Below are 26,205 nucleotides of genomic sequence, written 5' to 3'. Positions count from 1 at the left end.
CTTGTCACCGGGTGTGCCGCGCAGTGTGGCCGACACCACGATGGCGCCGTCGGGCAGGCTGGAATGCCGATAGGAATATTCGAGCGCGGCAGCAGGCATGGTGGACATGCGGCCCTGCCTGTCCATGACCGCGCATTCGACCAACACATCGCCAACCTCGCGGCCATAGGCGCCGCCGTTCATCCGCACAAAGCCGCCGACCGTGCCAGGAATGCCGCGCAGGAACTCCAGCCCCGCCAGCCCGGCATCGCGCGCCGCCGACGACACCGCAATGCCCGACGCGCCGCCGCCGCACACCAGCGTGTTACCGCCTGCCTCCGTCTTTTGCGCCGTCACCTTGCCAAAGGCCTTGCCCAGCCGCACGACCACGCCCGGCACGCCGCCGTCGCGCACGATCAGGTTGCTGCCCAGCCCCAGCGCCATCACCGGCACCTGGCGCGGCAGCGCCGACAGACACGCCGACAGATCGTCCGCGTCCCATGGCTCGAACAGAAAATCGGCCGCGCCGCCCGATTTGAACCAGACAAGCGGTGCCAGCGGCGCCTGCGGCGTCAACCGGCCGCGCACCTTGGGAAGCGCCAGCGCCATCATCTTGCCCGCACCGCGGCAACAGCTTCCGCCAGCCCGGCCGCCCATTTGGTGATGTCGCCGGCGCCAAGGCACACCACGGTATCGCCCGGCCGAACCTCGATCGCCAGCATCGCCGCCAGATCGTCGGCGCTCGCCACCGTCACGGCGCTGCGATGCCCGGCGGCCACCAGGCCTTGCGCCAGCGCAGCGGCATCGACACCCGGAATCGGCGTTTCGCCGGCGGCATAGACCGGCGCCACATACACGACATCGGCGTCGTTGCACGCGGCCTGAAACTCGCCCATCAAATCGCGCAGCCGGGTAAAGCGATGCGGCTGCACCACAGCCAATACCCTGCCGGTTCCGCTTTCGCGCGCAGCGGCCAGCACGGCGCGGATTTCGACGGGATGATGGCCATAGTCATCGATGATGACCGCGCCGTCCACTTCGCCCACCTTGGTAAACCGCCGCTTGACGCCGCCAAAGCGCGCAAAGCCGCTGCGGATCGCCTCGTCGCCGATGTGCAGTTCCAGCGCCACCGCCACCGCCGACAGCGCGTTCTGGACATTGTGCCGCCCCGGCATCGGCAGCATCAGGCCCTCGATGCGCCGCACGGACCCGTCACGCGCCCGCACGGCCACGTCGAACCGGTTGCCGCCCGGCACGGCCACGACATTTTCGCCGCGCACATCGGCGGTGGCGGCAAAGCCATAGGTGACGATGCGGCGGTCGCCGACCTTGGGGATCAGCGCCTGCACTTCGGGGTGGTCGATGCACAGGATGCCGGCGCCGTAGAACGGCACATGGTTGACGAACTGCCGAAACCCCTCGCGCACGGCGGCAAAATCGCCCCAGTGATCGAGATGTTCCGGGTCGATATTGGTGACGATGCCGAACGTGCCGCCCAGCCGCAGGAAACTGCCGTCGCTTTCGTCGGCCTCGACGACCATCCATTCGCCGTCGCCCAGCCGGGCGTTTGACCCATAGGTGTTGATGATGCCGCCGTTGATGACGGTCGGGTCGATGCCGCCGGCATCCAGCAGCGCCGCCACCATTGATGTCGTCGTCGTCTTGCCGTGGGTGCCGGCGACCGCGACGCAGCTTTTGAGCCGCATCAGTTCGGCCAGCATTTCGGCGCGGCGCACGATCGGCACGCGGCGGGCGCGGGCGGCGACAACCTCGGGGTTGTCGGCCAGAATCGCAGTCGATGTCACCAGCACGGCGGCATTTGCCACATTTTCGGCGCTCTGGCCGATGAACACCCTGATGCCCTTGGCGCGCAGGCCCTCCACGACATAGCCTTCGGCGGCGTCGCTGCCCTGCACATCAAAGCCCAGATTGGCCATCACCTCGGCAATGCCCGACATGCCGATGCCGCCGATGCCGACGAAATGAATGACACCGATATCGGTGCGAAAACCGGGGCGCAAAGGGGAGGCTGGGGTCATCATGAGGCGTGTCCGGTGGCAATGACAAGATCTGCCAACGCTTCGGCAGCATCCGGAAACCCGGTGCTGCGTGCGCCTGCGGCGGCAATGCCGAGTGCTTTCGGGTCCGCCAGCCAGTCCGTCAAGGCCTGCGCCAGCCGCGATGGGGTGAATTGATTCTGGCGCAGCACAATCGCGCCGCCGGCATCCGCCAGCGCCAGCGCATTGTCATATTGATGGTCATCCGTGGCGATCGGCAGCGGCACCAATATCGCTGGCCGCCCCATCACCGCCAGTTCGGCAACCGTGGAGGCGCCGCTGCGTGCGATGACCAGATGCGCGCCGGCCATTTCCCCCGGCAGATCAGGGAAATAGGCAGCAATCCGCGCCGTGATGCCGGCAGCGGCATAGGCCGCGTGCATGACCGGCGCATCGCTGTCGCGGCCCTGATGCGTCACATCCAGCCGCGCCCGCAAGTCCGGCGCCAGCAGCGCCAGCGCCGCCGGCACAACGGTGTTCAAGATCGCGGCACCCTGGCTGCCGCCGGTCACCAGTATCTTCAGCCGCGCCGCGCCCGCATCGAACACCGCATCGCGCGCGGCCAGCACTTGCGGCCGCACCGGGTTGCCGGTCAGATGCACTTTGGCCAGCAGCGACGGCGCCACGCGGCGCACCTTGTGCCATGATGTGGCAATCGCCCGTGCCGGCCGCGCCAGCAGGCGGTTGGTTCGCCCCAGCACGGCGTTTTGTTCATGCACCAGCGTCGGCAGGCCCAGTTGCAGCGCCCCCAGCAGCCCCGGCAACGACGGATAGCCGCCAAAGCCGATGACCGCGCTGGGCCGTAATGTCCGGTACAGCGCCGCCGCCTGGCCGCGCCCCTGCCACACCGCCCAAGCCACGCGCGGCGCCGCCATCAGCCCGGACCGCCCCGTCGAAGCCGCGTTCACAACCGTGCGCGGCACGCCTTCCAGCAAGCCGGGAAACCGCAGGCCGCGTTCATCGGTGACCAGATGCACATCGTGTCCGCGCGCCGTCAGCGCCAGCGCCAGGCAATGCGCCGGCACCATGTGCCCGCCGGTACCGCCGGCACACAGGACATATGTTCCCATCATCCGGCCCGCCAGCGTTCGACATAGGGGCTGGACTTGAGGAACGGGTTGCGCCGCGTGAACGCCATCAGCAGCCCCATACCCAGCGCGCAGGCGAGGAACGACGACCCGCCATGGCTGATGAACGGCAGGGTCATGCCCTTGGACGGCAGCAGTTTCAGATTGACCATCATGTTGATCGACGCCTGCGCGCCGAACTGCGTCGCCAGGCCCGATGCCGCCAGAAAAACGAACGGATCATCTTCATCCAGCGCCAGCAGAAAGGCGCGCACGACGATGCCGATGAACAAGCCGGCGACCATCAGACAGGCGATCATGCCGAATTCCTCGCCGATCACCGAAAAGATATAGTCGGTCTGCGCCTCGGGCAGGCGGAACTTGCGGGTGCCATCGCCCGGCCCGGTGCCGAGCAGCCCGCCCGAACGGAAACAGTCCAGCGCCCGGTCGATCTGGTAGGTGTCACCGCCGCCGGTCAAAAACTTGTCGATCCGCAGCGCAAAGTGATCGAACGTCAGATAGGCTAGGCCCAGCCCGGCAACCCCGATTGCCGCCAATATGCCGACGATCTGCATCGACATGCCAGCCAGCATCGCCTGCACCAGCCACACCATGGCGATCAGCACCGTTTGGCCGAAATCGGGTTGCAGCACCAGCAGCCCGCCGCCCAGACACAGCGTCATGAAGCTCAATTGCAGTACCGGCAGCGTGCGGTCTTCGAACCGGAACGACAGCAGCCAGGCCGTGGTGACGATGAAACACGGCTTGAAAAACTCCGAAGGCTGCAATTTGAACCCCGGCAGTTCGATCCAGCGCGCCGCGCCATTGGCATCGCCGCCCATGAATGGCACCACCGCCATGAGCACCAGCGCGCCCAGCGTGCCGACCAGCGCCAGCCGCTTGGCATTGCCTACCGAAAGCATCGACACACCCAGCATCAACGGCGCGCCGATCAGCACCCAGACGATCTGGCGCTTGAAGAAATACAGATCATCATAGCGGAAATTGGTGCCCGACAGCCGCCGCGCCGCCGCCGGTGATGCCGCCGCCACAGCGATGATGCCGACGACCATCAGCGCGATGACCAGCAGCAGCAGCCCCTTGTCGATGGTCCAGAACCAGCGGCCAAAGGGCGATCGGTCTCCGCGCGAAAACGCCGCCGGGGTCCAGGGACGGCTGGCCATCAGAGCGCCTCCACAGCAGCGCGAAAGGCATCGCCGCGCGCCTCGAAATCCGAAAATTGATCAAAACTGGCACACGCGGGCGACAGCAGCACCGTGTCGCCGGGCGCGGCCGCCGCCAGCACATCGGTCACCGCCTGTCCCAAAGTGCCCGATACGGTGACCGGCAGCAGCGGCGCCAGCATCTGCGCAAAGGCCGGCGCGGCTTCGCCGATCAGATAGGCGGCCTTGACGCCGCCCAGATGCGGCAGCGCGGCCGTGAGATCGGCATGGCCGGCGGCGTCCAGCTTGGGCCGGCCACCGGCGATCCAGTGCGTGCCGGCATAGGCGGACAGGGCAGGGGCGGCGCTGTCGGCGTTGGTGGCCTTGGAATCATTGATCCACAACAGGCCGCGCTTCACCCCCAGCCGCTCCATGCGGTGGGCAAGGCCCGGATAGCTGGCAAGGCCGGCGGCAATTTCGGCTTCGCCCAACCCCAGCGCGCGCACCGCAGCGACAGCCGCGCGGGCGTTTTCCAGATTGTGCGGGCCTTGCAAGGCGGGCCAGTCGGCCTGCCCCGCCAATACCACGTCCTCGATGAAGCGCAGGTCCGTTCCCGGCGCGCCCGCCAGATTGTGCGCCCGTGCCGCCGCGCGGTTCATGATGGCGGTGCCGCCCGGTGCCTGCATGGCAAACAGCCGCGCCTTGGCCGCCGCATAGGCCGCCAGCGTGCCGTGACGTTCCAGATGATCGGGCGTGATATTGAGCAGCACGGCAACGTCACAGGCCAGGGTCATGGTGATGTCGAGCTGATAGGACGACAGTTCGAGCACATAGCAGCCGCCGGCTGGCAGCGCGTCCTGCGCCATGATCGGCAGGCCGATATTGCCGCCCATCTGCGCCGGGCGCCCGGCGGCCACCAGCAGGTGATGCACCAGCGCCGTCGTCGTCGATTTGCCGTTGGTGCCGGTGATGCCCACTACCGAATGCGCCGGCAATTCTGCCCGCGCCTGCGCAAACAGTTCGATATCGCCGATGACCGGCACGCCGGCAGCCAACGCGCGCTGGAACAGCGGCGCGCTGTGCGGCACGCCGGGCGAGACGACCATGGCCGCCAGCCCGGACAAGTCGGCGCTGTGCAGGTCGGTCACATCGGCGCCGATATCGGCCACGAACGCATCGCGCGCCTGTTCGCCGTCATCCCAGTTCAGCGTGTGGGCGCCAGACGCCCGCAGCGCCGCGACACACGCCCGCCCCGACCGCGCAAGGCCAAAGACCCCGAACGTCTTGCCGGCAAAGGCTCGCGCCGTGATCACCGCAGCTTCAATGTGGCAAGGCCCGCCAGCGCCAGCACGATCGACACGATCCAGAAACGGATGACCACGGTCGATTCCGCCCAGCCCTTTTTCTCGTAATGATGATGCAGCGGCGCCATGCGGAACACGCGCTTGCCAGTCATCTTGAAACTGGCGACCTGGATGATGACACTGACGGTTTCCAGCACGAACAGCCCGCCGACCACCAGCAGCACCAGTTCATGGTTGGTGATGACCGCGATGGTGCCCAGCGCGCCGCCCAGCGCCAGGCTGCCGGTGTCGCCCATGAACACCGCAGCCGGCGGCGCATTATACCAAAGGAACCCCAGGCACGCCCCGATCAGGGCGGCGCAGAATACCGCAAGTTCGCCGGACCCTGGCACATGATGGATGCCAAGATAGTCGGAAAAGCGAATGTTGCCGGCAAGATAGGCGATTATGGCAAAGGTCGCCACCGCGATGATGACCGGCATGGTCGCCAGCCCGTCCAGGCCATCGGTAAGGTTCACGGCATTGCCGAAACCGGTGACGATAAAGGCGGCAAATGCGATATAGAACATGCCCAGCGGCAGGCCGAAATCCTTGAGGAACGGCAAATACAGCGTCGTGCCGGTGCGGCTGGCGATCCAGGTGCAGGCCAGCCCGGCAATGAGGAATTCCAACATCAGGCGGACCCGCCCCGACACGCCCGCATGGCTCTGCTTGGTCACCTTGTCATAATCATCCATGAACCCGATGGCGCCGAAACCCAGCGTCACGAACAGCGCCGCCCAGACAAAGCCGTTGGTCACGTCCATCCACAGCAGCGTCGAGGCGGTGAAGGCGATGAGGATCATCAGCCCGCCCATGGTCGGCGTGCCCTTTTTGGTCAGCAGGTGGCTGGCCGGGCCGTCCTCGCGGATCGGCTGGCCCTTGCCCTGCTTGGACCGCAGCATGGTGATGAACCGCGGGCCGATCAGCAGCGCGATGACCAGCGCCGTGACCATGGCGCCGATGGCGCGAAACGTGATGTAGCGCGCCAGGTTGAGCACGCCTTCGAACCCGGCAAATTCGGCGATCAGCTTGATCATGGCGTGTCCCCGCTCCCGGCATTTCGGCTGGCAAGCGCCGCAACGACACCGCCCAGCCCGATACTGTTCGAGCCCTTGATGAGCAGCACGTCATCCGCCAGCAGCAGCCGGTCCACCTCGCGCTGTGCTGCCGCCGCATCGCCGACATGGCGCACATCTATCTGCCGGCCCAGCGACGCCACCAGCGGCTTCATCTCCGGCCCGACCAGCACGGCGACGGTCACCTTTGCGGCAATCATCGCCGGCGCCAGATCGGCATGAAATCCGTCCGACAGGTCGCCCAGTTCCTTCATGCCGCCCAGCAGCGCCAGCCGCCGGCCACCACGCGCCGGCACGACATCGCCCAGCACCGCCAGGCTTGCGGCCATGCTGGCGGGATTGGCATTATAGCTTTCATCGATGACGATCGCCTGACCCGACCCGGCCGCAACCCGCAAACGGCGGCCCCTGCCGGCCAGATCGTTCAGATCGGCCAGCGCCAGCCCCGCCAGCGCCAGATCGCCGCCCACCGCCTTGACCGCAGCCAGCACAGCCAGCGCATTGCCGACCCAATGCCGCCCGGCCATGCCGACCTTGAAGGTGAGTTTCTCGTCACCCAGCCGCGCCGTGACGCACGAGCAATCGGGATGCAGCGCAAAACTTTCGGCCATGACATCGGCGCCCGGCGTCATGCCGAACGACACGATGTTCGCCCCGCACGCCTGCGCGGCGGCGCGCAGCCGTGCGGCATGGATATTGTCATGCGGGATGATGGCGGTGCCGCCGGGCGGAAGCCCGGAAAAAATCTCCGCCTTGGCATCGGCGATATCGGCCTCGGAGGCAAAAAACTCCCTATGAGCCGACGCCACCCATGTCACCACGGCCACATCGGGCTTCACCAGCGCCGTCAGCGCCGGCAACTCGCCAGCATGGTTCATGCCCATCTCGAACACACCGAAACGCGTGTCTGCCGGCATCCGCGCCAGCGACAGCGGCACGCCGGTATGGTTGTTGTAACTTTTCACCGACGCATGCACGGCGTCGGGTGCGAACCGCGTCAGCGCCGCCTTCAGCGCCTCCTTGGTGCCGGTCTTGCCCACCGACCCGGTGACGCCGATCCGCTTTGCCGGGCTGCGATCCCGCGCCGCCGCCGCCAGCGCCGTCAGCGCCGCCATCGTGTCGGCAACCCGCACATGCGGGCCATCGACAGTCTCGCTGACCAGCATTCCCGCTGCGCCGCGCGCTGCCGCCTGCGCGGCAAATCGGTGGCCATCGGTAGCCTCGCCGGTCAGCGCCACGAACACTTCACCGCCGATGACCTCACGCGAATCGAACGTCACGCCCGAGGCGGAAAAATCGCCAAAAACGGCGCCGCCGGTCGCAGCGGCAATGTCGGCAGATGTCCACAGCGGGGTCATGCGGCGCATTCCCGCGCCACGGTCACATCATCGAACGGCAGCACTTGGGTCCCGACGATCTGCCCCTGTTCATGGCCCTTGCCAGCAATCAGGACGATATCGTCAGGACCCGCATGTGCGATGCCAGCAGCAATGGCCTGGCGGCGATCCGCAATGTCCTGGGCGCCGGGTGCGGCGCCGAGGATTGCTTCGCGGATGGCAGCCGGGTCTTCGCTGCGCGGATTGTCGTCAGTGACAATCACATGGTCGGCATGGCGGACGGCACTTTGCCCCATCAAGGGGCGTTTTCCCTGGTCTCGGTCGCCGCCAGCACCGAACACCAGGATCAGTTTGCCCCGCGCATGCGGCCGCAGCGCCGCAATCGCGGCCTCCAGCGCATCGGGGGTATGGGCATAATCGACATAAACCGCCGCGCCGCTGCGAGCGATGACCGCGCGCTCCAGGCGGCCGCGCACGCCCTGCACGCGGGCCAGATGCTGGAATGTCGTCGTCGCATCGCCGCCAGTGGCAATCACCAGACCCGCCGCCACCAGTGCATTGGCCGCCTGATAGGCGCCGATCAGCGGCAGTTGCACGGTGTGGACCCGGCCATCATGGGCAATTTCCAGCGTCTGGCCCAAGGTGGTGGGGGTGCGCGACATCAGCTTGAGCGTCTCGCCCGCCGCACCCACGCTCATCACTGCCACGCCGCGCGCACCTGCCGCTGCCATCACGCGCGCCGACCAGTCGCCGTCATCGGCCCAGACCACTGCCGTGCCATCGGCGTCCACCACATCGGTGAACAGCCGCAGCTTGGCGGCGAAATACGCCTCCATCGTGCCATGGTAATCCAGATGGTCGCGCGACAGGTTGGTGAACCCCGCCGCCCGCACGGGCAGGCCCTCGGTGCGATACTGGTCAAGCCCGTGGCTCGATGCCTCGAAACTGGCATGCGTGACGCCCTCGCGCTGCAAGCCGGCCATGTTGGCAAGGAACGTCACGACATCGGGCGTCGTCAGCCCGGTGGATAACTGCTCGTTCGCGGTGGTGACGCCCAGCGTGCCGATGCTGGCCGCGACATGCCCGGCCAGCCGCCACAATTGCCGCGTCAGTTCCGCTGTCGATGTCTTGCCGTTGGTGCCGGTCACCGCCACCGTGGTGGCTGGAAATGGCCCGAAAAACGCCGCTGCCAGCGAGGCAAACCGTGCACGCGGTTCGTCGGCATGGATGGCCAGCGCGCCGTCCACCGTCACGCCGGTGCGCGTCACCACGGCAATGGCACCGGCAGCAATCGCAGCGGGTATGAAATCCTCGCCATTGAAACGCGTGCCGGCAAAGGCACCAAAGATCGTGCCGGGCGCCACCTTGCGATGGTCGATGGCAAAGCCGGTGACCTGTGCGTTGCCGTCTGGCACGCCGCTGAGGGCTGCGTTGCCGTCTGGCACGCCGCTGAGGGCTGCGTTGCCGCCCGGCACCGGATGCCCCAACAATGCCCCCAGCCGCACCCGCTATTCCTTCACTGGTTCGGTGGTGTCCGCCACCAGCCCGGACACATCGAGGTCACGGCTCGAATCCGGCGCCACGCCCAATATGGGCCCGATGCGCTGGATGATGTTGGCAACCGCGGGCGCCACCACCATGCCGGCGGTGCGGAAACCATATGTGGCCTTTGAACCGCGCGGATCATCGACCATGGCGACCAGCACATAGCGCGGGGCATCCATCGGAAACGCCGCGGCAAAGGTGGTGACGTTGGCACCGCGCATGTACCGCCCGCCGCCGACCTTTTCCGCCGTGCCGGTCTTGCCGCCGACGCGGTATCCCATGGCGTTGGCTTTTCTGCCGGTGCCGTTGGTGACGACTAGGCGCAGCAATTCGCGGATGGTCTGCGATGTTCTTTGCGAAAACACCCGGCGCCCGGCCGGCACATCGGCGGGTCCGCGGCGCAGCAGGGTCGGCGCCCGGTACAAGCCGCCATTGACCAAGGTAGCATAGGCATTTGCCAGGTGCAGCGGCGTCACCGAAATGCCATGCCCATAGGAAATGGTCATGGTCGCCAGCTGGCCCCAGTTCGACAGCGGCGGGAACAAGGGCCGGGCGCGTTCGGGCAGTTCGATTTCCACCGGCTTGAAGAAACCCAGCTTGTCCAGCATGTCGCGCTGGCGTTCCCGGCCGACTTCCATGGCGATGCGCGCCGTGCCGATGTTGGACGAATGGATGAACACTTCGGGCACGGTCAACCAGCGGTTCTTGGCGTGGTCGTCGCGGATGCGGAAACCGGCCATCATGATCGGCGCGGTTGCATCATATTGCTTCGTCATCGACGTGATGGTGCCGGCATCCAGTGCAGACGCAATGGTCAGCGCCTTGAAGGTCGAGCCGAGCTCATAGCCGCCGAACGTCACCTTGTTGTACCGGCTGGCATCATCGCTGCCGCCCGGCTTGTTCGGGTTGAAATCGGGCAGCGACGTCATCGCCAGCACTTCGCCGGTGTTGACATCCAGCACGACGCCGGCGGCACCCTGCGCGCTCTGGTCGACCATCAGCGCCCGCATTTCATGTTCCAGCGCCTGCTGGACGCGCACATCGATCGAGAGCGCCAGCGGCTGCCCCCGCGTTTCGGGCGCCGACAGCCGGGCGTCGAACGCCTTTTCCATGCCGACCATGCCCTTGCCCTGGTCGCTGCTGTAGCCGAGCACATGGCTGGCCAGGTTGATGTTGGGATACAGCCGCTCGGCCTCGCGGCGCAGATAGATCGCCGGCTCGCCCAGATCGTTGATGCGCTTGGCCTCGCCGGGCAGCACGCGGCGCGAAATGTAACGGAACTGGCCGCGATGCGTCAGCTCGGCGTAGATTTCGTCCGCGCTCTTGCCCGTGAGGATGGCGGCAATGCGCGTGGCCAGCACGCGCGGATCGGATGTCAGCCGCCGCGGCTCGACGGTGACGGCATAGGCCTCGAAGGTGCGCGCCAATTCGACGCCATTGCGGTCCACGATATCGGCGCGCGGCGGCGCTGCGCTCGCGAAGCTGCGGTCGGCCTCGGGCAATTCCTCGAACACCGCCAGCTCGGTCAGTCGCGCCAGCAACATCATCGGCACCGCCAGAAACAACAGCAGCAGCAGCGCCAGCCGCTGGCGGGCCATGGTCCGTGCCGCAGCCAGCTGGCCAGGCAGCGGCGCCCTCCCCGAGGTGTCGCCGGGCAGCACACCCGGTAGAGGGGGGGCGATGCTTGCCATTTCTATTGCGGGTCTGCCACAGACGGCGCAGGCGTGCCCGCAGCCGGCGCAAGCGCGTTTGCAACCGGCGCTGCAAAAGCTGCCTTTATCACGCCAGCCTCGGCTTCCGCAGGCGCCGCATAGGCGATAGTCTGCGGCGCGTCGCCAATGGGTGCGGGCAGCGCCTGGCCATCGGCGCCTGTCACGGCATAACGCAGCGACGGAACACCGCCCGCCTGCGGGGCATTCGGCTGGGCGGCATAGCTGGCCAGCTGCACCGGCGAGTGCAGGAATTGCACCGATTGCGGCGCCGCCATGTGCAGCACCATGTCGTTCCAGCGCTGCATTTCCGGCAGCCGGGCGCGGGTGCGCAGCTCGGCCTCAAGCTCGCGGATGCGGCTGGCATCATCGACCAGCGCAAGGCGCAGGCGCGTCACCGCCGCCCGCTCCGATGACGCCTTGAGATTGACGGTATAGCTGCCGGCCATCACGACGCCGGTGGCGAGCAGCATCAATCCGGTTGCCAACATGCTCCTCATGCGCGGTGTCCCTTTTTGGCAGCAGCTTGTGAGACAGCAGAACTCCAGGCCGGCGCCGAAGTGCGCACGGCCGCGCGCAGCGTCGCGCTGCGTGAGCGCGGATTGCGGGCGATTTCGGCGACGCACGCCCGCACCGCCTTGGCCGGGCGCTGGAAACTGGGACTGCGCGCCGGCGCCGCCAGCGGCTGGTGCCGCGAGCTAGCAGGCGCACTGCCGGAACGGTCGCGCAGGAATGCCTTCACCCGCCGGTCCTCGGCAGAATGAAAACTGACTACTGCCAGCCGGCCACCGGGTTTCAGCAGGCGCTCGGCGGCAAGCAGCCCGGCATCGAGCTGGCCCAGTTCATCGTTCACATGGATGCGCAGCGCCTGGAAACTGCGCGTCGAGGGGTCCTTGCCGCCCGGCTGCGGCCCCAGCACCGACCGGATCAGCCGCGCCAGTTCGGACGTGCGATGCAGCGGCCGGTCGGCAACGATCGCGCGGGCAATGCGGCGCGAACCCGTTTCGTCGCCCAGATTGTACAGCACATCGGCAATTTCGGCTTCGGTGGCCGAATTCAGGAAATCGCCGGCGCTCATGCCCGACTGGCTCATGCGCATGTCGATGGGGCCATCGCCCTGAAACGAAAACCCGCGCGCCGGATCATCGATCTGCATCGACGATACACCGATGTCGGCGACGATGGCATCGACGGCGCTAACGCCCATTTCCGCCAGCGCGTCTGCCATTTCGGCAAAGGGCCGCTGGATCAGCGTCACATCGTCCAGCCCGGCAAGGTCGGCATTCAGCGCAATGGCGTCCGGATCCCGGTCAAAACCATAGGCATGACCAAGGCCGAATTCGCGGGCGCGGCGAAAATAGCCGCCGGCCCCCAATGTGGCATCGACATACAGGTCGCCGGGCATCAACGACAGCGCCGCCATGACTTCGTCCAGCAGGACGGGAACGTGCAGCGCGGTCATGCCGCCGGCTCCTGAAGGGGAAGCCCGCGCGCCGCCAATTCGGACTTGACCAGCCGCACCTGGCCCGGATGGGTCTGCGGCCGCGCCATATAGGCCCAGGGATTCCAGATCTCGAACCAGTCGAAGCTGCCGACGAACCAGACATGGGTGTGCAGTTCGCCCACATCCTTGAGCACGGCCGGCAGCACGATGCGGCCACCGCCATCCAGCGCCAGCGCCTGGGCGGAGCCGAACAGGAACGCAGCCTCGTCATAGACGGCGCGGTCGGTGCTGGCGCCAACGCGGGTCTTGAAATCGGCCATCAGCCGGGCGGCATGGCTGCGGTCATAGGCCATCAGGCAATCGGCGCCGTGGCCGATGCCGACCAGAATGTCGCGCGTGCCGGAACGGGCAACCGCACAGTCGCGATAGCCGGCTGGAATCAGCAGCCGGCTCTTCGCGTCGATCGCGGCCAATCCATAGCCCTGATAGAAATCCTGGCTCACCCGGTGTCCCTTGAGCGTCGTCCCTTGAGCGTCCGGGGCAGGGCATTGAATGACTGGCCGACGCATTCGGCGCACCCGATTCAACACACCATGAAAAACCTACCCCGATTCTCTTGTGGAGAACGGTCTACCATGGGATTAACTGGGCCTCAATGGGATTGACTGGGAATTATGACGGATTGATGGGGATATCCATGGTCGAAACAGCCGAAAACTTACTCCGTTCTGGTTTTGATCCTGGTTCTAATACGTCAAGACTGCCTGTGGATAAAGCTGTGAGCATCATATTGATGGCGTATTGATGGGACTGTATGGGATGCGATGCCCAAAATGGGCATCTGCGCCCGTATCGTGCGAGATCAGGGCGCAGCCGGTCCCGGCGCAGAAGGTGCAGCACCGGGAGCAACGCCCAGATTGGCCAGCGAATCCCCTTGCGGTTGGCCCGTGTTGCCGGGCCCGACCGGCCGCAGCCACGCAGCCGCAAGGAGCACGACGAGGAAAATGGCAGCCAGTCCGGTCAGGCCCCAGCGCAGCCGGTCTGCGCCCTTGGCGGCCGGCACGGGCAGTGCTGGCCCGCCCGCATCAGCGGGTGCTGCTGACGGGGAAACCCCGCCAAGCCCATCTTCGGCAGCGACTGCCTGTCTGAACGGTTTCATGATCCTCGGCCCGATCGGTCTGCCTCAGGCGCTTGCCGGGCAGGCGGGACAAGTTAGGCGGGCAAGGCGCCGCTGTCGAGTGCGGGTCGGGCCAGGCCCTTGGCAGCCAGCCATTCGGCATTGTAAATCGTTGAAAGATAACGCAACCCTGAATCGCACAGGATGGTGACGATGGTCTGGCCCGGCCCCATCTGCTGCGCCAGCCGCACTGCGCCAGCGACGTTTATGCCCGATGACAGCCCCAGGCACAGGCCCTCCTCGGCATTCAGGCGGCGCACCCAGTGCATCCCTTCGGCATCGCTGATGCGGAACTGGGCATCGACTTGCAGCCCATCCAGATTGCCGGTGATGCGCGATTGGCCGATGCCTTCTGATACGCTCGACCCTTCGCCGCGCAATTCCCCGCAGGCGAAATAATTGTACAGGGCGGCGCCTTCCGGGTCGGTCAGCGCAATGGTGACACCGGGATTTTCCGCCCGCAGCCCCAGCGCCACGCCGGCAAGCGTGCCGCCAGTGCCCGCCGCGCACGTAAAGCCGGTCACCGCGCCGCCGGTCTGCGCCCAGATTTCCGGCGCCGTGGTGCGGATATGCGCCAGCCGGTTGGCGACATTGTCGAACTGGTTGGCCCAGACGGCGCCCGGCGTTTCCTCGGCCAGCCGCCGCGAGGTGTGCACATAATGGCCGGGGTTGGCATAGGGCGCCGCCGGTACCAGCACCAGTTGCGCGCCCAATGCCCGCAGCGTGTCCATTTTTTCCCGACTCTGGGTTTCGGGCATGACGATGATGGTGCGGTAGCCGCGCGCCGCCGCGACCACCGCCAGGCCGATGCCGGTGTTGCCCGCCGTGCCCTCGACGATGGTGCCGCCGGGCAGCAGCAATCCACGCTCTTCGGCGTCCATGATGATTGCCAGCGCGGCCCGGTCCTTGACGCTGCCGCCGGGATTGAGGAATTCCGCCTTGCCGAAAATCGCCGATCCGCTGTCGGCGCTTGGCCCCTTGAGGCGGATCAGCGGCGTGTTGCCGATCAGCGATAGGACGTCGGGCACGGGCGCATCCGCATGGTTGAGGCTGTGGTTCATGCCATCAGGATTATCGCTCGGCGCATCTGCCGGCAAGCAGCCTCTGGTTTTCGGTGCCATAGAAAGACTAGGATGGCTTTATGGCCATTTCCTCTCCAGCCCGCGTAATGCTCGCGGCGTTACTGCTGGCCAGTTGCGGCGGCGCTGCCGACAATCGGATGGCGGTCACTATTGTCGGCGATGGACCGTTGGCGGATGAACTGGTGTCCGGCGCCAGCACCGTCACGCTGGTCATGCGCGATGGCACCGGCGCACTGGTCCCCGGCGCCGCGTCCAGCTGGCGATTCCTGGACGAAGGCAGTAGCCTCATCCTGCGCATTCGGCCGGCGCGCTGGCCCCAGGGACGCGACCTGACCGCCGCCGATATTGTCGCCAGCCTGCGCCGCACCGCGGTGCGGCCGACGCTTGCCGCCGCCGCCCTGGGCCGCGCCGATGCCGTGCGTGCGCCTACTGCACGCGTGCTCGAACTGCGCACCGAGGCGATCTCGCCTTGGCTGCTCGACTGGCTGGCCGAGCCGGAATTGATGGTGATGCGCCGGCGCGGCCCGGCCTTTCCCGGGCCTTATGCCGCCGAATCGCTTGACGGAGTCACCACCTTGACCCGCAGCAGCGACAGCGCGCTGCCCGATGCCCTGCCCGCGCAAATTACTCTGGTCCGCAGCACCGACCCGGCCGCAGCGGCTGCCGGCTTTACCCGCCGCGAAAGCGATGTCGTGATCGGCGAAGGGTTGACCGGGCTGTTTGCGGCGCGGTCGGTCGGTCAGGGCGGCGCGCTGCGGCTGGAAACGCCGCGCGGCGTCTATGGCTATGCCGTGACCGGTCGGCGCGGGCCGCTGGGCAATGGCGATGTGCGGCTGGCGCTGGCCATGGCAATCGACCGCGCGGCGCTGGCCGACCGCTTTGGCATCGCGCTGATGCAGCCGCTGGAACAGCTTGCGCCTGGCCCCGCGCCCGCAGCCGGCGACTGGCGCGCCTTGCCGATGGCACAGCGGCTGGATCGGGCGCGCACGTTGATGGCAGCGGCGGGTCATGATCCGGCGCGCCCCCTGATCTTGCGCCTGCTGCTGCCGCCGGGGCTGGAACATCGGCAGATCGCCGAAACAGTGGCAGCCGGCTGGGAGGGGCTGGGCGTGCGGTTGATCGTGGCGCAGGGTGATACCAAGGCGCGGACGCAGGCGCTGCGGCGTGGCCCGCATGACCTGGTCGTCACCGACCGCAGCAGCGCGGTTGCCGATCCTGCGGCCTTGCTGCTGCCACTGCGATGTCAAAACGGCGGCGCCTGTATGGCCGGCGCCGACCGGCTGCTGGCGGCGGCGCTGGCGGCAACCACGCCTGCGAGCCGGGCGGCCGGACTTGCTGCGGCCGAAGCCGCCTATATGCAGGCGCCGCCGCTGCTGCCGCTGCTGACGCCGCTGCGCTGGTCGCTGGTGGCGCGCGGTGTCGAAGGCTGGACTCCCAATGCCGCCGGCGTCCACCCGCTCGGCCGGCTGACGCGCAGCCCGGCACGATAACCCCTGTTTTTCGCCAATAGCCAGCGCAGTCGCCGCCGCCCATCCTGCGCCATCACACCTTCAAGGACATCTCAACAATGACCATGTTTGCACCCGGCCTGATGCAGGGCCAGAAGATCCTCGTGACTGGCGGCGGCACCGGCCTTGGCAAATCCATGGCCGGCGCCTTTTCGGCGCTGGGCGCCGAAGTGGTGATCTGGGGCCGACGCGGCGGCGTGCTCGATGACACAGCGGCGCAAATCGCCGCTGCAACGGGAGGCAAGGTCACCGCCATGGCCGTGGATATCAGGAACGGCGGCGCCATCGACGAGGCCATGCAGACGATCTTCGACGCAGGCCCGCTGACGGGTCTGGTCAACAATGCGGCGGGCAATTTCATCTCGCCTACCGAGGATCTGTCGCCCAACGCCTTCAACGCCATTGCGTCCATTGTTGCGCACGGCACGTTCAACACGACCGTCGCCGCCGGCCGCCGCTGGATCGAACAGGGGCTGAAAGGCAATATCCTGTCCATCGTCACCACCTGGGTGTGGACCGGCGGGCCGTTCACCGTGCCGTCCGCCATGTCCAAGGCCGGCGTGACGGCAATGACGCAAAGCCTGGCGCAGGAATGGGGGCCAAAGGGCATCCGCGCCAACGCCATTGCGCCGGGGCCGTTCCCCACCAAGGGCGCGTGGGAACGGCTGATGCCCGAGCCCTTGATGAAAAAAACCGGCGCTGGCACCGGCGCCAGCGGCATCCCGATGGGCCGCATGGGCGAGCACGAGGAACTGAACAACCTTGCAGTGTTCCTGATGTCGCCGGGCTGCGAATATCTGACCGGCGCGATCATCCCCATCGATGGCGGGCAATGGCTGGCGTCGAATGGCAATTTCAACAGCCTGTCGGCACTGGATCGCAGCGACTGGGACATGATCAAGGGCGCCATCCAGGCGACGAATGCCAAGGACCGGTCCGAGCGTTCAGCTTGATACCGCGCCTCCTGAGGGGCAGTATCGTTGACTATTGCGTAAAAATAGTGTTCAAGACGCGTTCGACCCTCCCCTGCAATGGATTTTGACGCTTTCGCGCTGGCTTCCTTTTCTCGGGGGCCTGGCGGTCCACTTCGGCCGTCCGGATACCCTCAATCTCAAAAAAGGAAGTTCATCATGCCGATTGGTACCGTCAAATTCTTCAATGCCGACAAGGGTTATGGCTTTATCGCTCCCGAAGACGGCAGCCCCGACAGCTTCGTCCACATCTCTGCGGTTGAAGCCGCCGGCCTGTCGACGCTCGAAAAGGAACAGCGCGTCAGCTTCGAAGTCGAAGCCGACCGCCGTGGCCGCAACTCGGCCGTCAACCTGCGCGTTGTTTGAACGCAGTTGGGCCACCCGGTTTCCGGGTAACCCGCAGTAAACAAAATCACCCCCGCGCAGGACATCCTGCGCGGGGGTTGTTTTTTGCAGCTGCGACCGGCGCTTTTGGCAGCCGGCGTTACCCTTGCCGGGCCAGCGCCCGCTCCATCAGCCACACCCGCACCGCGCTTGACAGGTTGGTCGTGCGCGCCTCGTCGATTTCCGCGACGACCTGCGCCAGCGCGCGCCCGTCCTGCGTTGCCGCGCGGTGCAGCGCGTCCCAGAACACCGGCTCCAGCGTCAGCGACGTGGCATGGCCGGCGATGGTGATGGAATGCTTGACGGTCATGCCATGGCTTCCCTCTCCCGCAGGCGGGAGAGGTGAAGTTCAATACATGTGCTGGCCGCCGTTGATGCTCAGCGTCGATCCGGTGACAAAGCCGGAGTTCTCGCCTACAAGGAACGCGACGCCGCGGGCGATTTCACTGGCTTGGCCAAGTCGGCCGGCAGGGATCTTGGCGACGATCTTTTCCAGCACTTCGGGCGGCACGGCGGCGACCATGTCGGTATCGATATATCCCGGCGCGATGGCGTTGACGGTGATGCCGAAACGCGCGCCTTCCTGCGCCAGTGCCTTGGTGAAGCCATGGATGCCCGACTTGGCGGCGGCATAATTGACCTGGCCATATTGGCCGGCCTGGCCGTTGATGCTGCCGATATTGACGATGCGGCCAAAGCCGCGCGATTTCATGCCGGTGAACGTCGCCTTGGCCATGTTGAAGCAGCCGCCCAGATTGACGCGGATCACCTCGTCCCAGGCCTCGTAGCTCATCTTCATCAGCGTGCCGTCGCGGGTGATGCCGGCGTTGTTGACGACGATATCGACGGGGCCAAGTTCGGCCTCCACTTGCGCCACGCCGTCAAGACAGGCCTGATGGTCGGCGACATTCCACTTGTAGCTCTTGATGCCGGTGCGCTCGGTGAAGGCGCGGGCGTTTTCGTCCGATCCGCCATAATTGGCAGCAACCGTGATTCCCAGGTCAGTGAGGGCAAGGCTGATCGCCTCGCCAATGCCGCGTGTGCCGCCCGTTACGATCGCAACCCGTGCCATATGTCGTTCCCCATAGATGCCGGCCCGATATGATCCGGACGCAAGACCACATTAAGCGCGGTTACAGCCAGCCGGCAAGTTCACGCGCAAGTAAGGTCCGCAGCATGGCGATGCCGACCGCGCTGTCGTTTAGGCAGGGCAGATAGGCAAAATGCGTGCCGCCAGCCTCGAGGAACTCGTCGCGGCCTTCCATCGCCACTTCCTCAAGTGTTTCGAGGCAGTCGGCAGCAAAGCCAGGCGAGACGACGGCGATCTTCTTCACGCCTTCGTTCGGCAGCGCCAGCAGCGTGTCGTCGGTATAGGGTTTCAGCCATTCGGCCCGGCCAAAGCGCGACTGGAAAGTCACGCGCACCGGCAGGCCCAGCGCCTCGGCAAGCAGCCTGCCGGTTTTCTGGCAATGGCAATGATAGGGGTCGCCGGCCTCGAGCGTGCGCAGCGGCATGCCGTGAAAGCTGGTAACGATCACGTCCGGCGTGAAATCCAGCCCGGACAGGCCCTCGCGGATGTTCTGCGCCAGGGCAGCGATATGGTCGGGATTGTCGAAATAGGGCGGCAGGGTGCGCAGCGCCGGCTGCCAGCGCATATCGGCCAGCGCGCGGTTTGCGGCATCGACGACAGTGGCGTTGGTGGCGGCCGAATATTGCGGATACAGCGGCGCCAGCAGGATGCGGTCACAGCCGGCCTTCATCAACGCCGCTAGCCGCTCGGGGATGGAGCGCGTGCCGTAGCGCATCGCCCAATCGACCGTCACGCGGCTGCCGAACTGCCCGGCCAGTGCCTCGGCCTGGCGGCGGGTATAGACGGTGATTGGCGAGCCGCCGTCCATCCATACCTTGGCATAATTGGCCGCAGTGGTGCGCGGGCGGATGTTGAGGATGATCAGGTTCAAGATCGGCCGCCAGATGATCTGAGGGATTTCGATGACACGCGGATCGGACAGGAACTCGCCCAGAAAGCGTTTGACCGCCGGCACGTCGGGCGCATCGGGGGAACCGAGGTTGACCAGCAGCACACCCACGCGTCCGCTGCGGACCGGCGGATGATCGGCAGGCAGCGCGGACGGCGGCAGGACAAGCGGTTGCGTCATCTCAGGCCTTGATCAGCGGCAGGTCGCGGAAACGCACATTCGTGGCCGCGAACAGGGCATTGGCAACGGCAGGTGCAATCGGCGGCGTGCCGGGTTCGCCGACGCCGCCGGGAGCCTCGTTTGACGGCATGATGATGGTTTCGATTATCGGACAATCCGCCATCGTCAGCAGCGGATAGGAATCGAAATTGGTCTGGGCCACGGCGCCGCCGGCAAAATCGATGCCGCCATGCAGGGCAGCGGTCAACCCATAGACGATGCCGCCTTCGATTTGCGCGCGCACGCTGTCGGGGTTGATGACGCGGCCGCAGTCAATGGCCGCCCAGACGCGGGTGACGCGCGGGCGCCCGCCCTCGACCAGCACTTCGGCGACCTGGGCCACGATGCTGCCAAAGGATTCGACCAGCGCCACGCCGCGCCCCAGCCCCGGCTGCACCTGGCCCAATGGCCCACCCGCCGCCAGCGCGGCGCGCAGCACGGCGGCATGACGCGGCTTGCCGGCCAGCATCGCAAGGCGGAATGCGCCGGGATCGGCACCGGCGGCATGGGCGAGTTCATCGACAAAACATTCGACGACAAACCCGGTGAAGCTGTGGCCAACCGATCGCCAGAAGCCGAGCGGCGCCGTGCAATCGGCCAGGCAATGGGCGACGCGCAGATCGGCAATGGCATAGGGCGGTACCGCGCCTTCGATGGCGCCGCCGCCTTCGGCAGGGGACGACGGCAGCGCCGGCATGTTGCGCCCGGTAAAGCCGGCGCCGACATCGGGCACAGCCACGGCAGCGTTCCAGGCGGTGATGCCGCGTGGCCCGGCCTTGCCGTGCAGCCGCGCCGCCACGGCGGGCCGGTACATGTCATGCGACTGGTCTTCCTCGCGGCTCCAGATCAGTTGCACCGGCTGGCCGACCTCGCGGGCGATGAGCGCGGCCTGCACACAGGCATCGGTTTCGACCTTGCGGCCAAAGCCGCCGCCGAGCAGCGTCGGGAACACGGCCACATCGCCTTCGGCCATGTCCAGCGCGCGGGCGACGGCCCAGTTCACAAGGCTGGCCGATTGCGTCGGCGCCCAGATTTCGGCGCGTCCGTCGGAAATGCGCGCGGTCGCCGTCATCGGTTCGAGGCAGGCATGGGCAAGGAACGGCAGGGAGTAATCGGCGGTGATCACCTTGCCGCCGGCCATCGCTGTGCCGACATCGCCGGCCTCGTGCGCAACAGTGCCGATGCGGCCGGCGGGGCCGAACGCGCTGCCGTCCTTGGCTTGCAACGCGCCCTTGACGGCGGCCTGCAACCATGGCCCCGGCGCGTTCTTGCCGGGCTTCCATTGCAGGTCCAGCGCATCCAGCGCCGATTTCGCCTGCCACCAGCCCGGTGCCACGACGGCGACGAAATCGGGCATTTCCACCAGCCGCACACCCGGCGGCAATCGCTTGCGGTCGGTGGCAGCGCGGATGCCGCCGATCGGGCCTTGGGCGATGGCGGCAAACAACAGCCCCGGCAGGCGCACGTCGATGCCGAAGCGCGCCGAGCCATCGGTCTTGGACGGAATATCCAGCCGCAGCACCGGCAGGCCGGCAAGCGTGCGCTTGGTGCGCAGCGTCGGCGTGTCAGGCGCGTCCTGCGCAGCGGCATCGGCGGCGATGGCGGCGAAGGCAATGCGATTGGCCTTGTAGACGACATGGCTTGAGACGGTGTCGCATTCCTGCCAGTCGACATCCCAGCGCCGGGCGGCGGCGCGGCACAGCATTTCGCGCGCAGCAGCAGCGGCGCTGCGCAACGGCGCTTCGAAGCCGCGCACCGATGTGCTGCCACCAGTAATCTGGAAGTCGAAATATTCGATCAGCCGCGTCGAAACAGCGCCGGCGATGGCCTGCATGGCCGGTGCCATGCCGGCCAATGCGTCAGCGGCCATGCCGTGATTGGCATATTGCGGGCCAAGCGGCGCCGGTTCGACCGACACGGCGCGCCAGTCAGCGCCCAGTTCGTCGGCGGCGATCTGGGCGAGGCCCGACCAGATGCCCTGGCCCATTTCGGCTTGCGGCACAGCCACCACGACCCGGCCATCGGCGCCGATTTTCAGGAACGCGTTGATGACCTGCTCGCCCTTGGCCGCCGTCCAGTTGAGTGCGCGCCGGCGCGGCCATACCGCCCAGCCGATGGCCAGACCCGTGCCGGCACCCGCCGCAATCAGCAGATTGCGGCGGGTCAGACCCTTGGCGGCGGCAGCGAGAACGGCGTCAGGCTTCAAGATCAGCCCAATTGTGCCATCAGATGCTCGGCGGACGACACGCCGAACGCGCCGGGGTCCTCGATGTTCAGCTTGGTGACGATGCCGTCCTTGACCAGCATCGAAAAACGCTGTCCGCGCACGCCCATGCCGAATTTCGAGCCATCGAATGTCAGGCCGAGCGCGGCGGAAAAATCACCGTTGCCGTCGGCAATCATCGTTACCTTGCCATCGGCGCCGGCGGACTTGCCCCAGGCGGCCATGACAAAGGCGTCGTTGACCGACACGCAGACGATTTCATCGACGCCGTGGGCGGCCATGGCTGCGGCGTTGTCGACAAAGCCCGGCAGATGCTTGGCCGAGCAGGTCGGCGTGAAGGCGCCCGGCACCGAGAATAGCGCGACAGTGCGGCCGCCGAACAGTTCGGCGGTGGTTACCGGCGCCGGGCCATCGGACGTTGCCTTGATGAGGGTCGTTACGGGAACTGCGTCGCCGACCTTGATCGTCATAACGAGAATCCTTTTCCACAGGGATTGATACTGCACCCGCGTAGCGATGTGCTTGGACCCAGTCCAGCATCGCGCTATATCAGAAGCATGACAAAAGCTGTGACAAATGCGCCATTTCTGTCGGGCCAGCTGCTGCTGTCGATGCCCGGCATGGGTGATGCGCGGTTCGAGCGGGTGGTGATTGCCATGTGCCTGCATGACAACGAAGGCGCGCTGGGCCTGATCGTCAACCAGCCGCTGCCCGACCTGACGCTGCGCGATTTGATGATGCAGCTGGATATCGACCCCGGCGTGACCCCCATCGATGCGCCGGTGATGCTGGGCGGGCCGGTCGAGCCGGGGCGCGGCTTTGTGCTGCACAGCCCCGATTATGAAGGGCAGAGCACGATATTGGTCAGCGGCGGCGGTGCTCCGGCTGGCAGCGGCAGTGCTGGCCCGGCATGGGCGCTGACGGCGACTCAGGATGTGCTGAAGGACATCGCCGCCGGAAAAGGCCCGCGCCGCTGGTTGGCGACCTTGGGCTATACCGGCTGGAGCGCCGGGCAGCTTGACGGCGAGATGACCCGGCATGGCTGGCTGGCCGCGCCCGGTGACCCCGAACTGGTATTTGCGGCGCCGGTGTCGGAACGCTGGGCGCGCGCCTATGGCCAGCTTGGCATTGCCGTTGGCCAGTTGAGCGCGACAGCCGGCCGGGCCTGAGGCTCAGCCCATCACAAAGGCGTTCAGCTTGTTGCCATCGGGGTCGCGGAAATAGCCGGCATAATAGCCTTCGCCGCGCGGCCCCGGCGGCCCTTCGCAGCTGCCGCCGAGCGAAAGCGCCAGCGCATGGATGCGGCCGACCTGGGCATGGTCCCTTGCTTCAAGGGCCACCATCACGCCATTGCCGACGCTGGCGGGCTGCCCGTCCCAGGGCTTGCCCACGGCAACGCCCGCTGCACCGCCGGGAGCGCCCCAGGCAATGCTGTTTTCAAACTCCATCATGCGCCCCACGCCCAGTTCGGCGGCGATGGCGTCGTAGAACAGTGCGGCACGCGGCAAGTCGTTGGTGCCGAGCATGACGTATCCAATCATGATGCTTCTCCTCTGAAGATGGAACATAAAAAGAACAAAAATGATTCGCAAGGGGCAGCAGTGATTTCTGCCGGCATCTCGCAACTGTCGGTGGGCTTTACACTTTTGGAAGGCGTTTTTCACCAAGCACCTGAAATGGCACGAACCGTGTCATTGGCACGATCTTTGCAAGTCAAATACCAGTTCAATCGTGTATAAACAGGGGGTTAACAATGCGTTTATTTCTAGCTGCTGCGCTCGCAATCGCCGCTGCCAGCCCGGCTGCTGCCGCCATCAATGCGCCGGTTCCGGCCAATGCCTTCATAAGTTTTGGTGGGCGTGACTGGGCTTGGGCCAATCCCTGCGCTCCCGGGCCCGGCTATGGCAATGGCCAGACCTGCGGCGCCATCGATCTGAGCTATCAGGGCACCCAGGGCTGGCGCGTCGCGCTGGCAGCGGATTTCGCCAATGCTCCGGCTCCTGCTGATTTCCTGGTCCCCGGCGGCAACCAGGACGGCAACTTTGCCTGCGCAGCCCCGTGGTTCGGCACAGTGTTCACCAGGTGCGATTACGGCGATGGCACGATCGGCGCGATCTTTAACCTGCCCGGTAGCCAATATGTCGGCAATCCCAACATCGAAACCTGGGTTGTTCGCGATGGCTCGGGTGGCGCGGTTCCCGAGCCTGCGGCATGGACGATGCTGATCGCCGGCTTTGGTCTGGTCGGTGCCGCGATGCGCCGCCGCAAGGCTGCGCTCGCCGCCTGAACCAAGGTCTGACGAAATGTGCACCGGCGGTGGGGGTTGCCCCATCGCCGGTGCTTCGTTATAGGCCGCACCTCGCATGACCGGACTGCCTGGCGAATAGGGCTGCCATGGCCGTTTATGATGCGTCTTTATAAGGAGACCGAAATGCCCAAGCTCAAGACCAAGAGCGGTGTGAAGAAGCGCTTCAAGATCACCGCGTCCGGCAAGATCAAGCATGGTGTCGCTGGCAAGCGCCACCGTTTGATCAGCCACAATGCCAAGTACATCCGCCAGAATCGCGGCACGACCGTGCTCGCCGAAGCCGATACCGCCCGGGTGCATGCCTGGGCGCCGTATGGCCTGAAGTAAGGGAGCATAGACCATGCGTGTCAAAAGAGGTGTAACCACCCGCGCCAAGCACAAGCGCATTCTGGAACAGGCCAAGGGCTATTACGGCCGCCGCAAGAACACCATCCGCATCGCGCGTCAGGCCGTCGAAAAGGCCGGCCAGTACGCCTATCGCGATCGTAAGGTGAACAAGCGCAATTTCCGCGCCCTGTGGATCCAGCGTATCAACGCCGCTGTGCGTGAAGCCGGCATGACCTACAGCCAGTTCATGCACGGCGTGAAGCTGGCCGGGATCGTGCTGGACCGCAAGGTCATGGCCGATATCGCCATGAACGAGCCGGCAAGCTTTGCCGCCATCGCCGCCCAGGTGAAGGGCGTGCTGGACGCCAAGGCCGCGTAAGCGACCCGGATAGTTCAGACGACCAACACCAGGCGGCCAACGGGGCGCGGCGAGATGATCGCCGCGCCCCTTTGCCATTTCCTCCGTCCCCCGGTAGACCCCGCGCCTATGAGCACCGATATTCCCACGCTTCAGGCCGAATTGCTGGCCGCCATTGCCGCTGCGGACAGTCCCGGCGCGCTTGAGGCCGTGCGCGTCGCTGCGCTGGGCAAGCAGGGCCAGGTGACGCTGCTGCTCAAGACGCTGGGCGGCATGTCGCCGGAGCAGCGCCAGAGCCAAGGCCCGCTGATCATCGGCCTGCGTGAAACCGTTGGCGCCTCGCTGGCGGCCCGCAAGGCGGCGCTGGATGCCGCCGTGCTGAATGCGCGGCTGATTGCCGAGCGGCAGGACATGACCTTGCCGGCAAGGCCCGTGCTGGCCGGCAGCATCCATCCTGTTTCCCAGGTGATGGACGAGCTGGCAGAGATCTTTGCCGATATGGGTTTTGCCGTCGCGACCGGCCCTGAAATCGAGGACGACTGGCACAATTTCAGCGCGCTCAATATTCCCGAAACCCATCCGGCGCGGGCGATGCACGATACATTCTACATGGCCCAATCGCCGCCGGGCGGCGGCAAGCTGGTGCTGCGCACGCACACATCGCCGGTGCAGATTCGCACGATGATGTCGCAAAAGCCGCCGATCCGCATCATTGCGCCGGGCCGGGTGTATCGCAGCGACAGCGATGCCACGCACACGCCGATGTTCCACCAGATCGAAGGGCTGGTCATCGATACCATAGCCTCGGGGCGCGCGACGCTGGCCAATCTGCGCTGGACGCTGGAGACCTTCATCAAGGCGTTCTTCGAGGTCGACGACGTCGTGCTGCGCTTCCGCCCGTCCTACTTCCCGTTCACCGAACCGTCAGTGGAAGTCGACGTCGGC

Annotated in this window: 29 protein-coding genes; 9 read left to right on the top strand and 20 right to left on the bottom strand. The window is 66.3% G+C overall.

What is annotated here, in order from left to right; genetic code table 11:
* From RMQ73_RS00615 to RMQ73_RS00550, 14 genes are all read right to left on the bottom strand, one after another.
* Positions 1 to 591, bottom strand: a 591-nt coding sequence (locus RMQ73_RS00615) for an FAD-binding protein (RefSeq protein ID WP_310496020.1), incomplete at its 3' end; no start/stop codon positions are given.
* Positions 588 to 2,021 (bottom strand): UDP-N-acetylmuramate--L-alanine ligase, encoded by a 1,434-nt coding sequence (gene murC, locus RMQ73_RS00610; protein ID WP_310496019.1) that lies wholly within the window; start codon positions 2,019 to 2,021, stop codon positions 588 to 590. The genes RMQ73_RS00615 and murC, both read right to left, overlap by 4 nt.
* A complete protein-coding gene (murG, locus tag RMQ73_RS00605) occupies positions 2,018 to 3,109 on the bottom strand; it encodes an undecaprenyldiphospho-muramoylpentapeptide beta-N-acetylglucosaminyltransferase (RefSeq protein ID WP_310496018.1) in 1,092 nt (363 codons plus the stop codon). The genes murC and murG overlap by 4 nt, the downstream gene beginning before the upstream one ends.
* Positions 3,106 to 4,287 carry a putative peptidoglycan glycosyltransferase FtsW gene (locus RMQ73_RS00600; RefSeq protein WP_310496017.1) on the bottom strand — a complete coding sequence of 394 codons (1,182 nt, stop codon included), beginning with the start codon at positions 4,285 to 4,287 and terminating at the stop codon, positions 3,106 to 3,108. The genes murG and RMQ73_RS00600 overlap by 4 nt, the downstream gene beginning before the upstream one ends.
* The gene (gene murD / locus RMQ73_RS00595) at positions 4,287 to 5,579 is read right to left on the bottom strand and encodes a UDP-N-acetylmuramoyl-L-alanine--D-glutamate ligase (protein ID WP_310496016.1); all 1,293 of its coding nucleotides are present in this window, start codon (positions 5,577 to 5,579) and stop codon (positions 4,287 to 4,289) included. The genes RMQ73_RS00600 and murD overlap by 1 nt, the downstream gene beginning before the upstream one ends.
* Complete coding sequence (gene mraY / locus RMQ73_RS00590) at positions 5,576 to 6,649, bottom strand: phospho-N-acetylmuramoyl-pentapeptide-transferase (RefSeq protein WP_310496015.1); 1,074 nt, start codon at positions 6,647 to 6,649, stop codon at positions 5,576 to 5,578. Before mraY ends, murD begins: the two co-directional genes overlap by 4 nt.
* Positions 6,646 to 8,046, bottom strand: coding sequence for a UDP-N-acetylmuramoyl-tripeptide--D-alanyl-D-alanine ligase (gene murF / locus RMQ73_RS00585; RefSeq protein ID WP_310496014.1), 1,401 nt, complete (start codon positions 8,044 to 8,046; stop codon positions 6,646 to 6,648). The genes mraY and murF overlap by 4 nt, the downstream gene beginning before the upstream one ends.
* Positions 8,043 to 9,530 carry a UDP-N-acetylmuramoyl-L-alanyl-D-glutamate--2,6-diaminopimelate ligase gene (locus RMQ73_RS00580; RefSeq protein WP_409049811.1) on the bottom strand — a complete coding sequence of 496 codons (1,488 nt, stop codon included), beginning with the start codon at positions 9,528 to 9,530 and terminating at the stop codon, positions 8,043 to 8,045. Before RMQ73_RS00580 ends, murF begins: the two co-directional genes overlap by 4 nt.
* Before the next feature lie 3 nt (positions 9,531 to 9,533).
* Positions 9,534 to 11,261, bottom strand: a complete 1,728-nt coding sequence (locus RMQ73_RS00575; RefSeq protein ID WP_310496013.1) for a penicillin-binding protein 2 — start codon at positions 11,259 to 11,261, stop codon at positions 9,534 to 9,536.
* A 2-nt stretch (positions 11,262 to 11,263) separates the two neighbouring features.
* Positions 11,264 to 11,779, bottom strand: a complete 516-nt coding sequence (locus RMQ73_RS00570; protein WP_310496012.1) for a hypothetical protein — start codon at positions 11,777 to 11,779, stop codon at positions 11,264 to 11,266.
* Positions 11,776 to 12,741, bottom strand: coding sequence for a 16S rRNA (cytosine(1402)-N(4))-methyltransferase RsmH (gene rsmH / locus RMQ73_RS00565; RefSeq protein WP_310496011.1), 966 nt, complete (start codon positions 12,739 to 12,741; stop codon positions 11,776 to 11,778). The genes RMQ73_RS00570 and rsmH overlap by 4 nt, the downstream gene beginning before the upstream one ends.
* Positions 12,738 to 13,226 (bottom strand): hypothetical protein, encoded by a 489-nt coding sequence (locus tag RMQ73_RS00560; protein WP_310496010.1) that lies wholly within the window; start codon positions 13,224 to 13,226, stop codon positions 12,738 to 12,740. Before RMQ73_RS00560 ends, rsmH begins: the two co-directional genes overlap by 4 nt.
* 359 nt (positions 13,227 to 13,585) lie before the next feature.
* The gene (locus RMQ73_RS00555) at positions 13,586 to 13,882 is read right to left on the bottom strand and encodes a hypothetical protein (protein WP_310496009.1); all 297 of its coding nucleotides are present in this window, start codon (positions 13,880 to 13,882) and stop codon (positions 13,586 to 13,588) included.
* Between the two features lie 53 nt (positions 13,883 to 13,935).
* Complete coding sequence (locus RMQ73_RS00550; protein ID WP_310496008.1) at positions 13,936 to 14,961, bottom strand: cysteine synthase A; 1,026 nt, start codon at positions 14,959 to 14,961, stop codon at positions 13,936 to 13,938.
* Positions 14,962 to 15,068: 107 nt separating this feature from the next.
* On the opposite strand from RMQ73_RS00550, the gene RMQ73_RS00545 reads away from it, so the two are divergent.
* From RMQ73_RS00545 to RMQ73_RS00535, 3 genes are all read left to right on the top strand, one after another.
* Positions 15,069 to 16,472: an ABC transporter substrate-binding protein gene (locus tag RMQ73_RS00545; protein ID WP_310496007.1), complete on the top strand. Its 1,404-nt coding sequence runs from the start codon at positions 15,069 to 15,071 to the stop codon at positions 16,470 to 16,472.
* Between the two features lie 77 nt (positions 16,473 to 16,549).
* Positions 16,550 to 17,443, top strand: a complete 894-nt coding sequence (locus RMQ73_RS00540; RefSeq protein ID WP_310496006.1) for an SDR family oxidoreductase — start codon at positions 16,550 to 16,552, stop codon at positions 17,441 to 17,443.
* 177 nt (positions 17,444 to 17,620) lie between these two features.
* Positions 17,621 to 17,827: a cold-shock protein gene (locus RMQ73_RS00535; RefSeq protein WP_310496005.1), complete on the top strand. Its 207-nt coding sequence runs from the start codon at positions 17,621 to 17,623 to the stop codon at positions 17,825 to 17,827.
* 118 nt (positions 17,828 to 17,945) lie between these two features.
* On the opposite strand, the gene RMQ73_RS00530 is transcribed toward RMQ73_RS00535, so the two are convergent.
* From RMQ73_RS00530 to RMQ73_RS00510, 5 genes are all read right to left on the bottom strand, one after another.
* Positions 17,946 to 18,155, bottom strand: a complete 210-nt coding sequence (locus tag RMQ73_RS00530; RefSeq protein ID WP_310496004.1) for a ribbon-helix-helix domain-containing protein — start codon at positions 18,153 to 18,155, stop codon at positions 17,946 to 17,948.
* A 39-nt stretch (positions 18,156 to 18,194) separates the two neighbouring features.
* Positions 18,195 to 18,917, bottom strand: coding sequence for an acetoacetyl-CoA reductase (gene phbB, locus RMQ73_RS00525; RefSeq protein WP_310496003.1), 723 nt, complete (start codon positions 18,915 to 18,917; stop codon positions 18,195 to 18,197).
* Between the two features lie 61 nt (positions 18,918 to 18,978).
* The gene (hemH, locus tag RMQ73_RS00520) at positions 18,979 to 20,004 is read right to left on the bottom strand and encodes a ferrochelatase (protein ID WP_310496002.1); all 1,026 of its coding nucleotides are present in this window, start codon (positions 20,002 to 20,004) and stop codon (positions 18,979 to 18,981) included.
* 1 nt (position 20,005) lies between these two features.
* Positions 20,006 to 22,249: a molybdopterin cofactor-binding domain-containing protein gene (locus tag RMQ73_RS00515; RefSeq protein ID WP_310496001.1), complete on the bottom strand. Its 2,244-nt coding sequence runs from the start codon at positions 22,247 to 22,249 to the stop codon at positions 20,006 to 20,008.
* Between the two features lie 2 nt (positions 22,250 to 22,251).
* Complete coding sequence (locus RMQ73_RS00510) at positions 22,252 to 22,737, bottom strand: peroxiredoxin (protein WP_310496000.1); 486 nt, start codon at positions 22,735 to 22,737, stop codon at positions 22,252 to 22,254.
* Positions 22,738 to 22,824: 87 nt separating this feature from the next.
* Between RMQ73_RS00510 and RMQ73_RS00505 the strand changes: the two genes are divergently transcribed.
* Entirely contained in the window at positions 22,825 to 23,436 is a 612-nt protein-coding gene (locus RMQ73_RS00505; protein ID WP_310495999.1) for a YqgE/AlgH family protein, read from the top strand.
* Between the two features lie 3 nt (positions 23,437 to 23,439).
* Here RMQ73_RS00505 and RMQ73_RS00500 read toward each other — a convergent pair whose 3' ends face one another.
* Positions 23,440 to 23,808, bottom strand: coding sequence for a VOC family protein (locus RMQ73_RS00500; protein WP_310495998.1), 369 nt, complete (start codon positions 23,806 to 23,808; stop codon positions 23,440 to 23,442).
* A gap of 18 nt (positions 23,809 to 23,826) precedes the next feature.
* Between RMQ73_RS00500 and RMQ73_RS00495 the strand changes: the two genes are divergently transcribed.
* The 5 genes from RMQ73_RS00495 to RMQ73_RS00475 all read left to right on the top strand — a co-directional run.
* Positions 23,827 to 24,006, top strand: a complete 180-nt coding sequence (locus tag RMQ73_RS00495) for a hypothetical protein (protein WP_310495997.1) — start codon at positions 23,827 to 23,829, stop codon at positions 24,004 to 24,006.
* 14 nt (positions 24,007 to 24,020) lie between these two features.
* Positions 24,021 to 24,554, top strand: a complete 534-nt coding sequence (locus RMQ73_RS00490; protein ID WP_310495996.1) for a PEPxxWA-CTERM sorting domain-containing protein — start codon at positions 24,021 to 24,023, stop codon at positions 24,552 to 24,554.
* A 144-nt stretch (positions 24,555 to 24,698) separates the two neighbouring features.
* A complete protein-coding gene (gene rpmI / locus RMQ73_RS00485) occupies positions 24,699 to 24,902 on the top strand; it encodes a 50S ribosomal protein L35 (RefSeq protein ID WP_310496021.1) in 204 nt (67 codons plus the stop codon).
* A 13-nt stretch (positions 24,903 to 24,915) separates the two neighbouring features.
* A complete protein-coding gene (gene rplT / locus RMQ73_RS00480) occupies positions 24,916 to 25,281 on the top strand; it encodes a 50S ribosomal protein L20 (protein WP_310495995.1) in 366 nt (121 codons plus the stop codon).
* A 108-nt stretch (positions 25,282 to 25,389) separates the two neighbouring features.
* A partial coding sequence (locus RMQ73_RS00475; protein WP_310495994.1) for a phenylalanine--tRNA ligase subunit alpha occupies positions 25,390 to 26,205 on the top strand: 816 nt, incomplete at its 3' end.

The sequence above is a fragment of the Sandarakinorhabdus sp. genome, from assembly GCF_031430775.1.
In the GTDB taxonomy this organism is placed as follows: Bacteria; Pseudomonadota; Alphaproteobacteria; order Sphingomonadales; family Sphingomonadaceae; genus Sandarakinorhabdus.
The sequence above is the reverse complement of the archived record's forward strand: the minus strand, read 5'-3'. Positions and strand labels throughout refer to the sequence as shown.

Bases quoted from the DNA above. Each gene is read 5' to 3' on its own strand.
- murC (WP_310496019.1), bottom strand. From the start codon at position 2,021: ATGATGACCCCAGCCTCCCCTTTGCGCCCCGGTTTTCGCACCGATATC.
- murG (WP_310496018.1), bottom strand. From the start codon at position 3,109: ATGATGGGAACATATGTCCTGTGTGCCGGCGGTACCGGCGGGCACATG.
- RMQ73_RS00600 (WP_310496017.1), bottom strand. From the start codon at position 4,287: ATGGCCAGCCGTCCCTGGACCCCGGCGGCGTTTTCGCGCGGAGACCGA.
- mraY (WP_310496015.1), bottom strand. From the start codon at position 6,649: ATGATCAAGCTGATCGCCGAATTTGCCGGGTTCGAAGGCGTGCTCAAC.
- murF (WP_310496014.1), bottom strand. From the start codon at position 8,046: ATGACCCCGCTGTGGACATCTGCCGACATTGCCGCTGCGACCGGCGGC.
- RMQ73_RS00575 (WP_310496013.1), bottom strand. From the start codon at position 11,261: ATGGCAAGCATCGCCCCCCCTCTACCGGGTGTGCTGCCCGGCGACACC.
- RMQ73_RS00570 (WP_310496012.1), bottom strand. From the start codon at position 11,779: ATGAGGAGCATGTTGGCAACCGGATTGATGCTGCTCGCCACCGGCGTC.
- rsmH (WP_310496011.1), bottom strand. From the start codon at position 12,741: ATGACCGCGCTGCACGTTCCCGTCCTGCTGGACGAAGTCATGGCGGCG.
- RMQ73_RS00555 (WP_310496009.1), bottom strand. From the start codon at position 13,882: ATGAAACCGTTCAGACAGGCAGTCGCTGCCGAAGATGGGCTTGGCGGG.
- RMQ73_RS00550 (WP_310496008.1), bottom strand. From the start codon at position 14,961: ATGAACCACAGCCTCAACCATGCGGATGCGCCCGTGCCCGACGTCCTA.
- RMQ73_RS00545 (WP_310496007.1), top strand. From the start codon at position 15,069: ATGCTCGCGGCGTTACTGCTGGCCAGTTGCGGCGGCGCTGCCGACAAT.
- RMQ73_RS00540 (WP_310496006.1), top strand. From the start codon at position 16,550: ATGACCATGTTTGCACCCGGCCTGATGCAGGGCCAGAAGATCCTCGTG.
- RMQ73_RS00535 (WP_310496005.1), top strand. From the start codon at position 17,621: ATGCCGATTGGTACCGTCAAATTCTTCAATGCCGACAAGGGTTATGGC.
- RMQ73_RS00530 (WP_310496004.1), bottom strand. From the start codon at position 18,155: ATGACCGTCAAGCATTCCATCACCATCGCCGGCCATGCCACGTCGCTG.
- phbB (WP_310496003.1), bottom strand. From the start codon at position 18,917: ATGGCACGGGTTGCGATCGTAACGGGCGGCACACGCGGCATTGGCGAG.
- hemH (WP_310496002.1), bottom strand. From the start codon at position 20,004: ATGACGCAACCGCTTGTCCTGCCGCCGTCCGCGCTGCCTGCCGATCAT.
- RMQ73_RS00510 (WP_310496000.1), bottom strand. From the start codon at position 22,737: ATGACGATCAAGGTCGGCGACGCAGTTCCCGTAACGACCCTCATCAAG.
- RMQ73_RS00505 (WP_310495999.1), top strand. From the start codon at position 22,825: ATGACAAAAGCTGTGACAAATGCGCCATTTCTGTCGGGCCAGCTGCTG.
- RMQ73_RS00500 (WP_310495998.1), bottom strand. From the start codon at position 23,808: ATGATTGGATACGTCATGCTCGGCACCAACGACTTGCCGCGTGCCGCA.
- RMQ73_RS00495 (WP_310495997.1), top strand. From the start codon at position 23,827: ATGGAACATAAAAAGAACAAAAATGATTCGCAAGGGGCAGCAGTGATT.
- RMQ73_RS00490 (WP_310495996.1), top strand. From the start codon at position 24,021: ATGCGTTTATTTCTAGCTGCTGCGCTCGCAATCGCCGCTGCCAGCCCG.
- rpmI (WP_310496021.1), top strand. From the start codon at position 24,699: ATGCCCAAGCTCAAGACCAAGAGCGGTGTGAAGAAGCGCTTCAAGATC.
- rplT (WP_310495995.1), top strand. From the start codon at position 24,916: ATGCGTGTCAAAAGAGGTGTAACCACCCGCGCCAAGCACAAGCGCATT.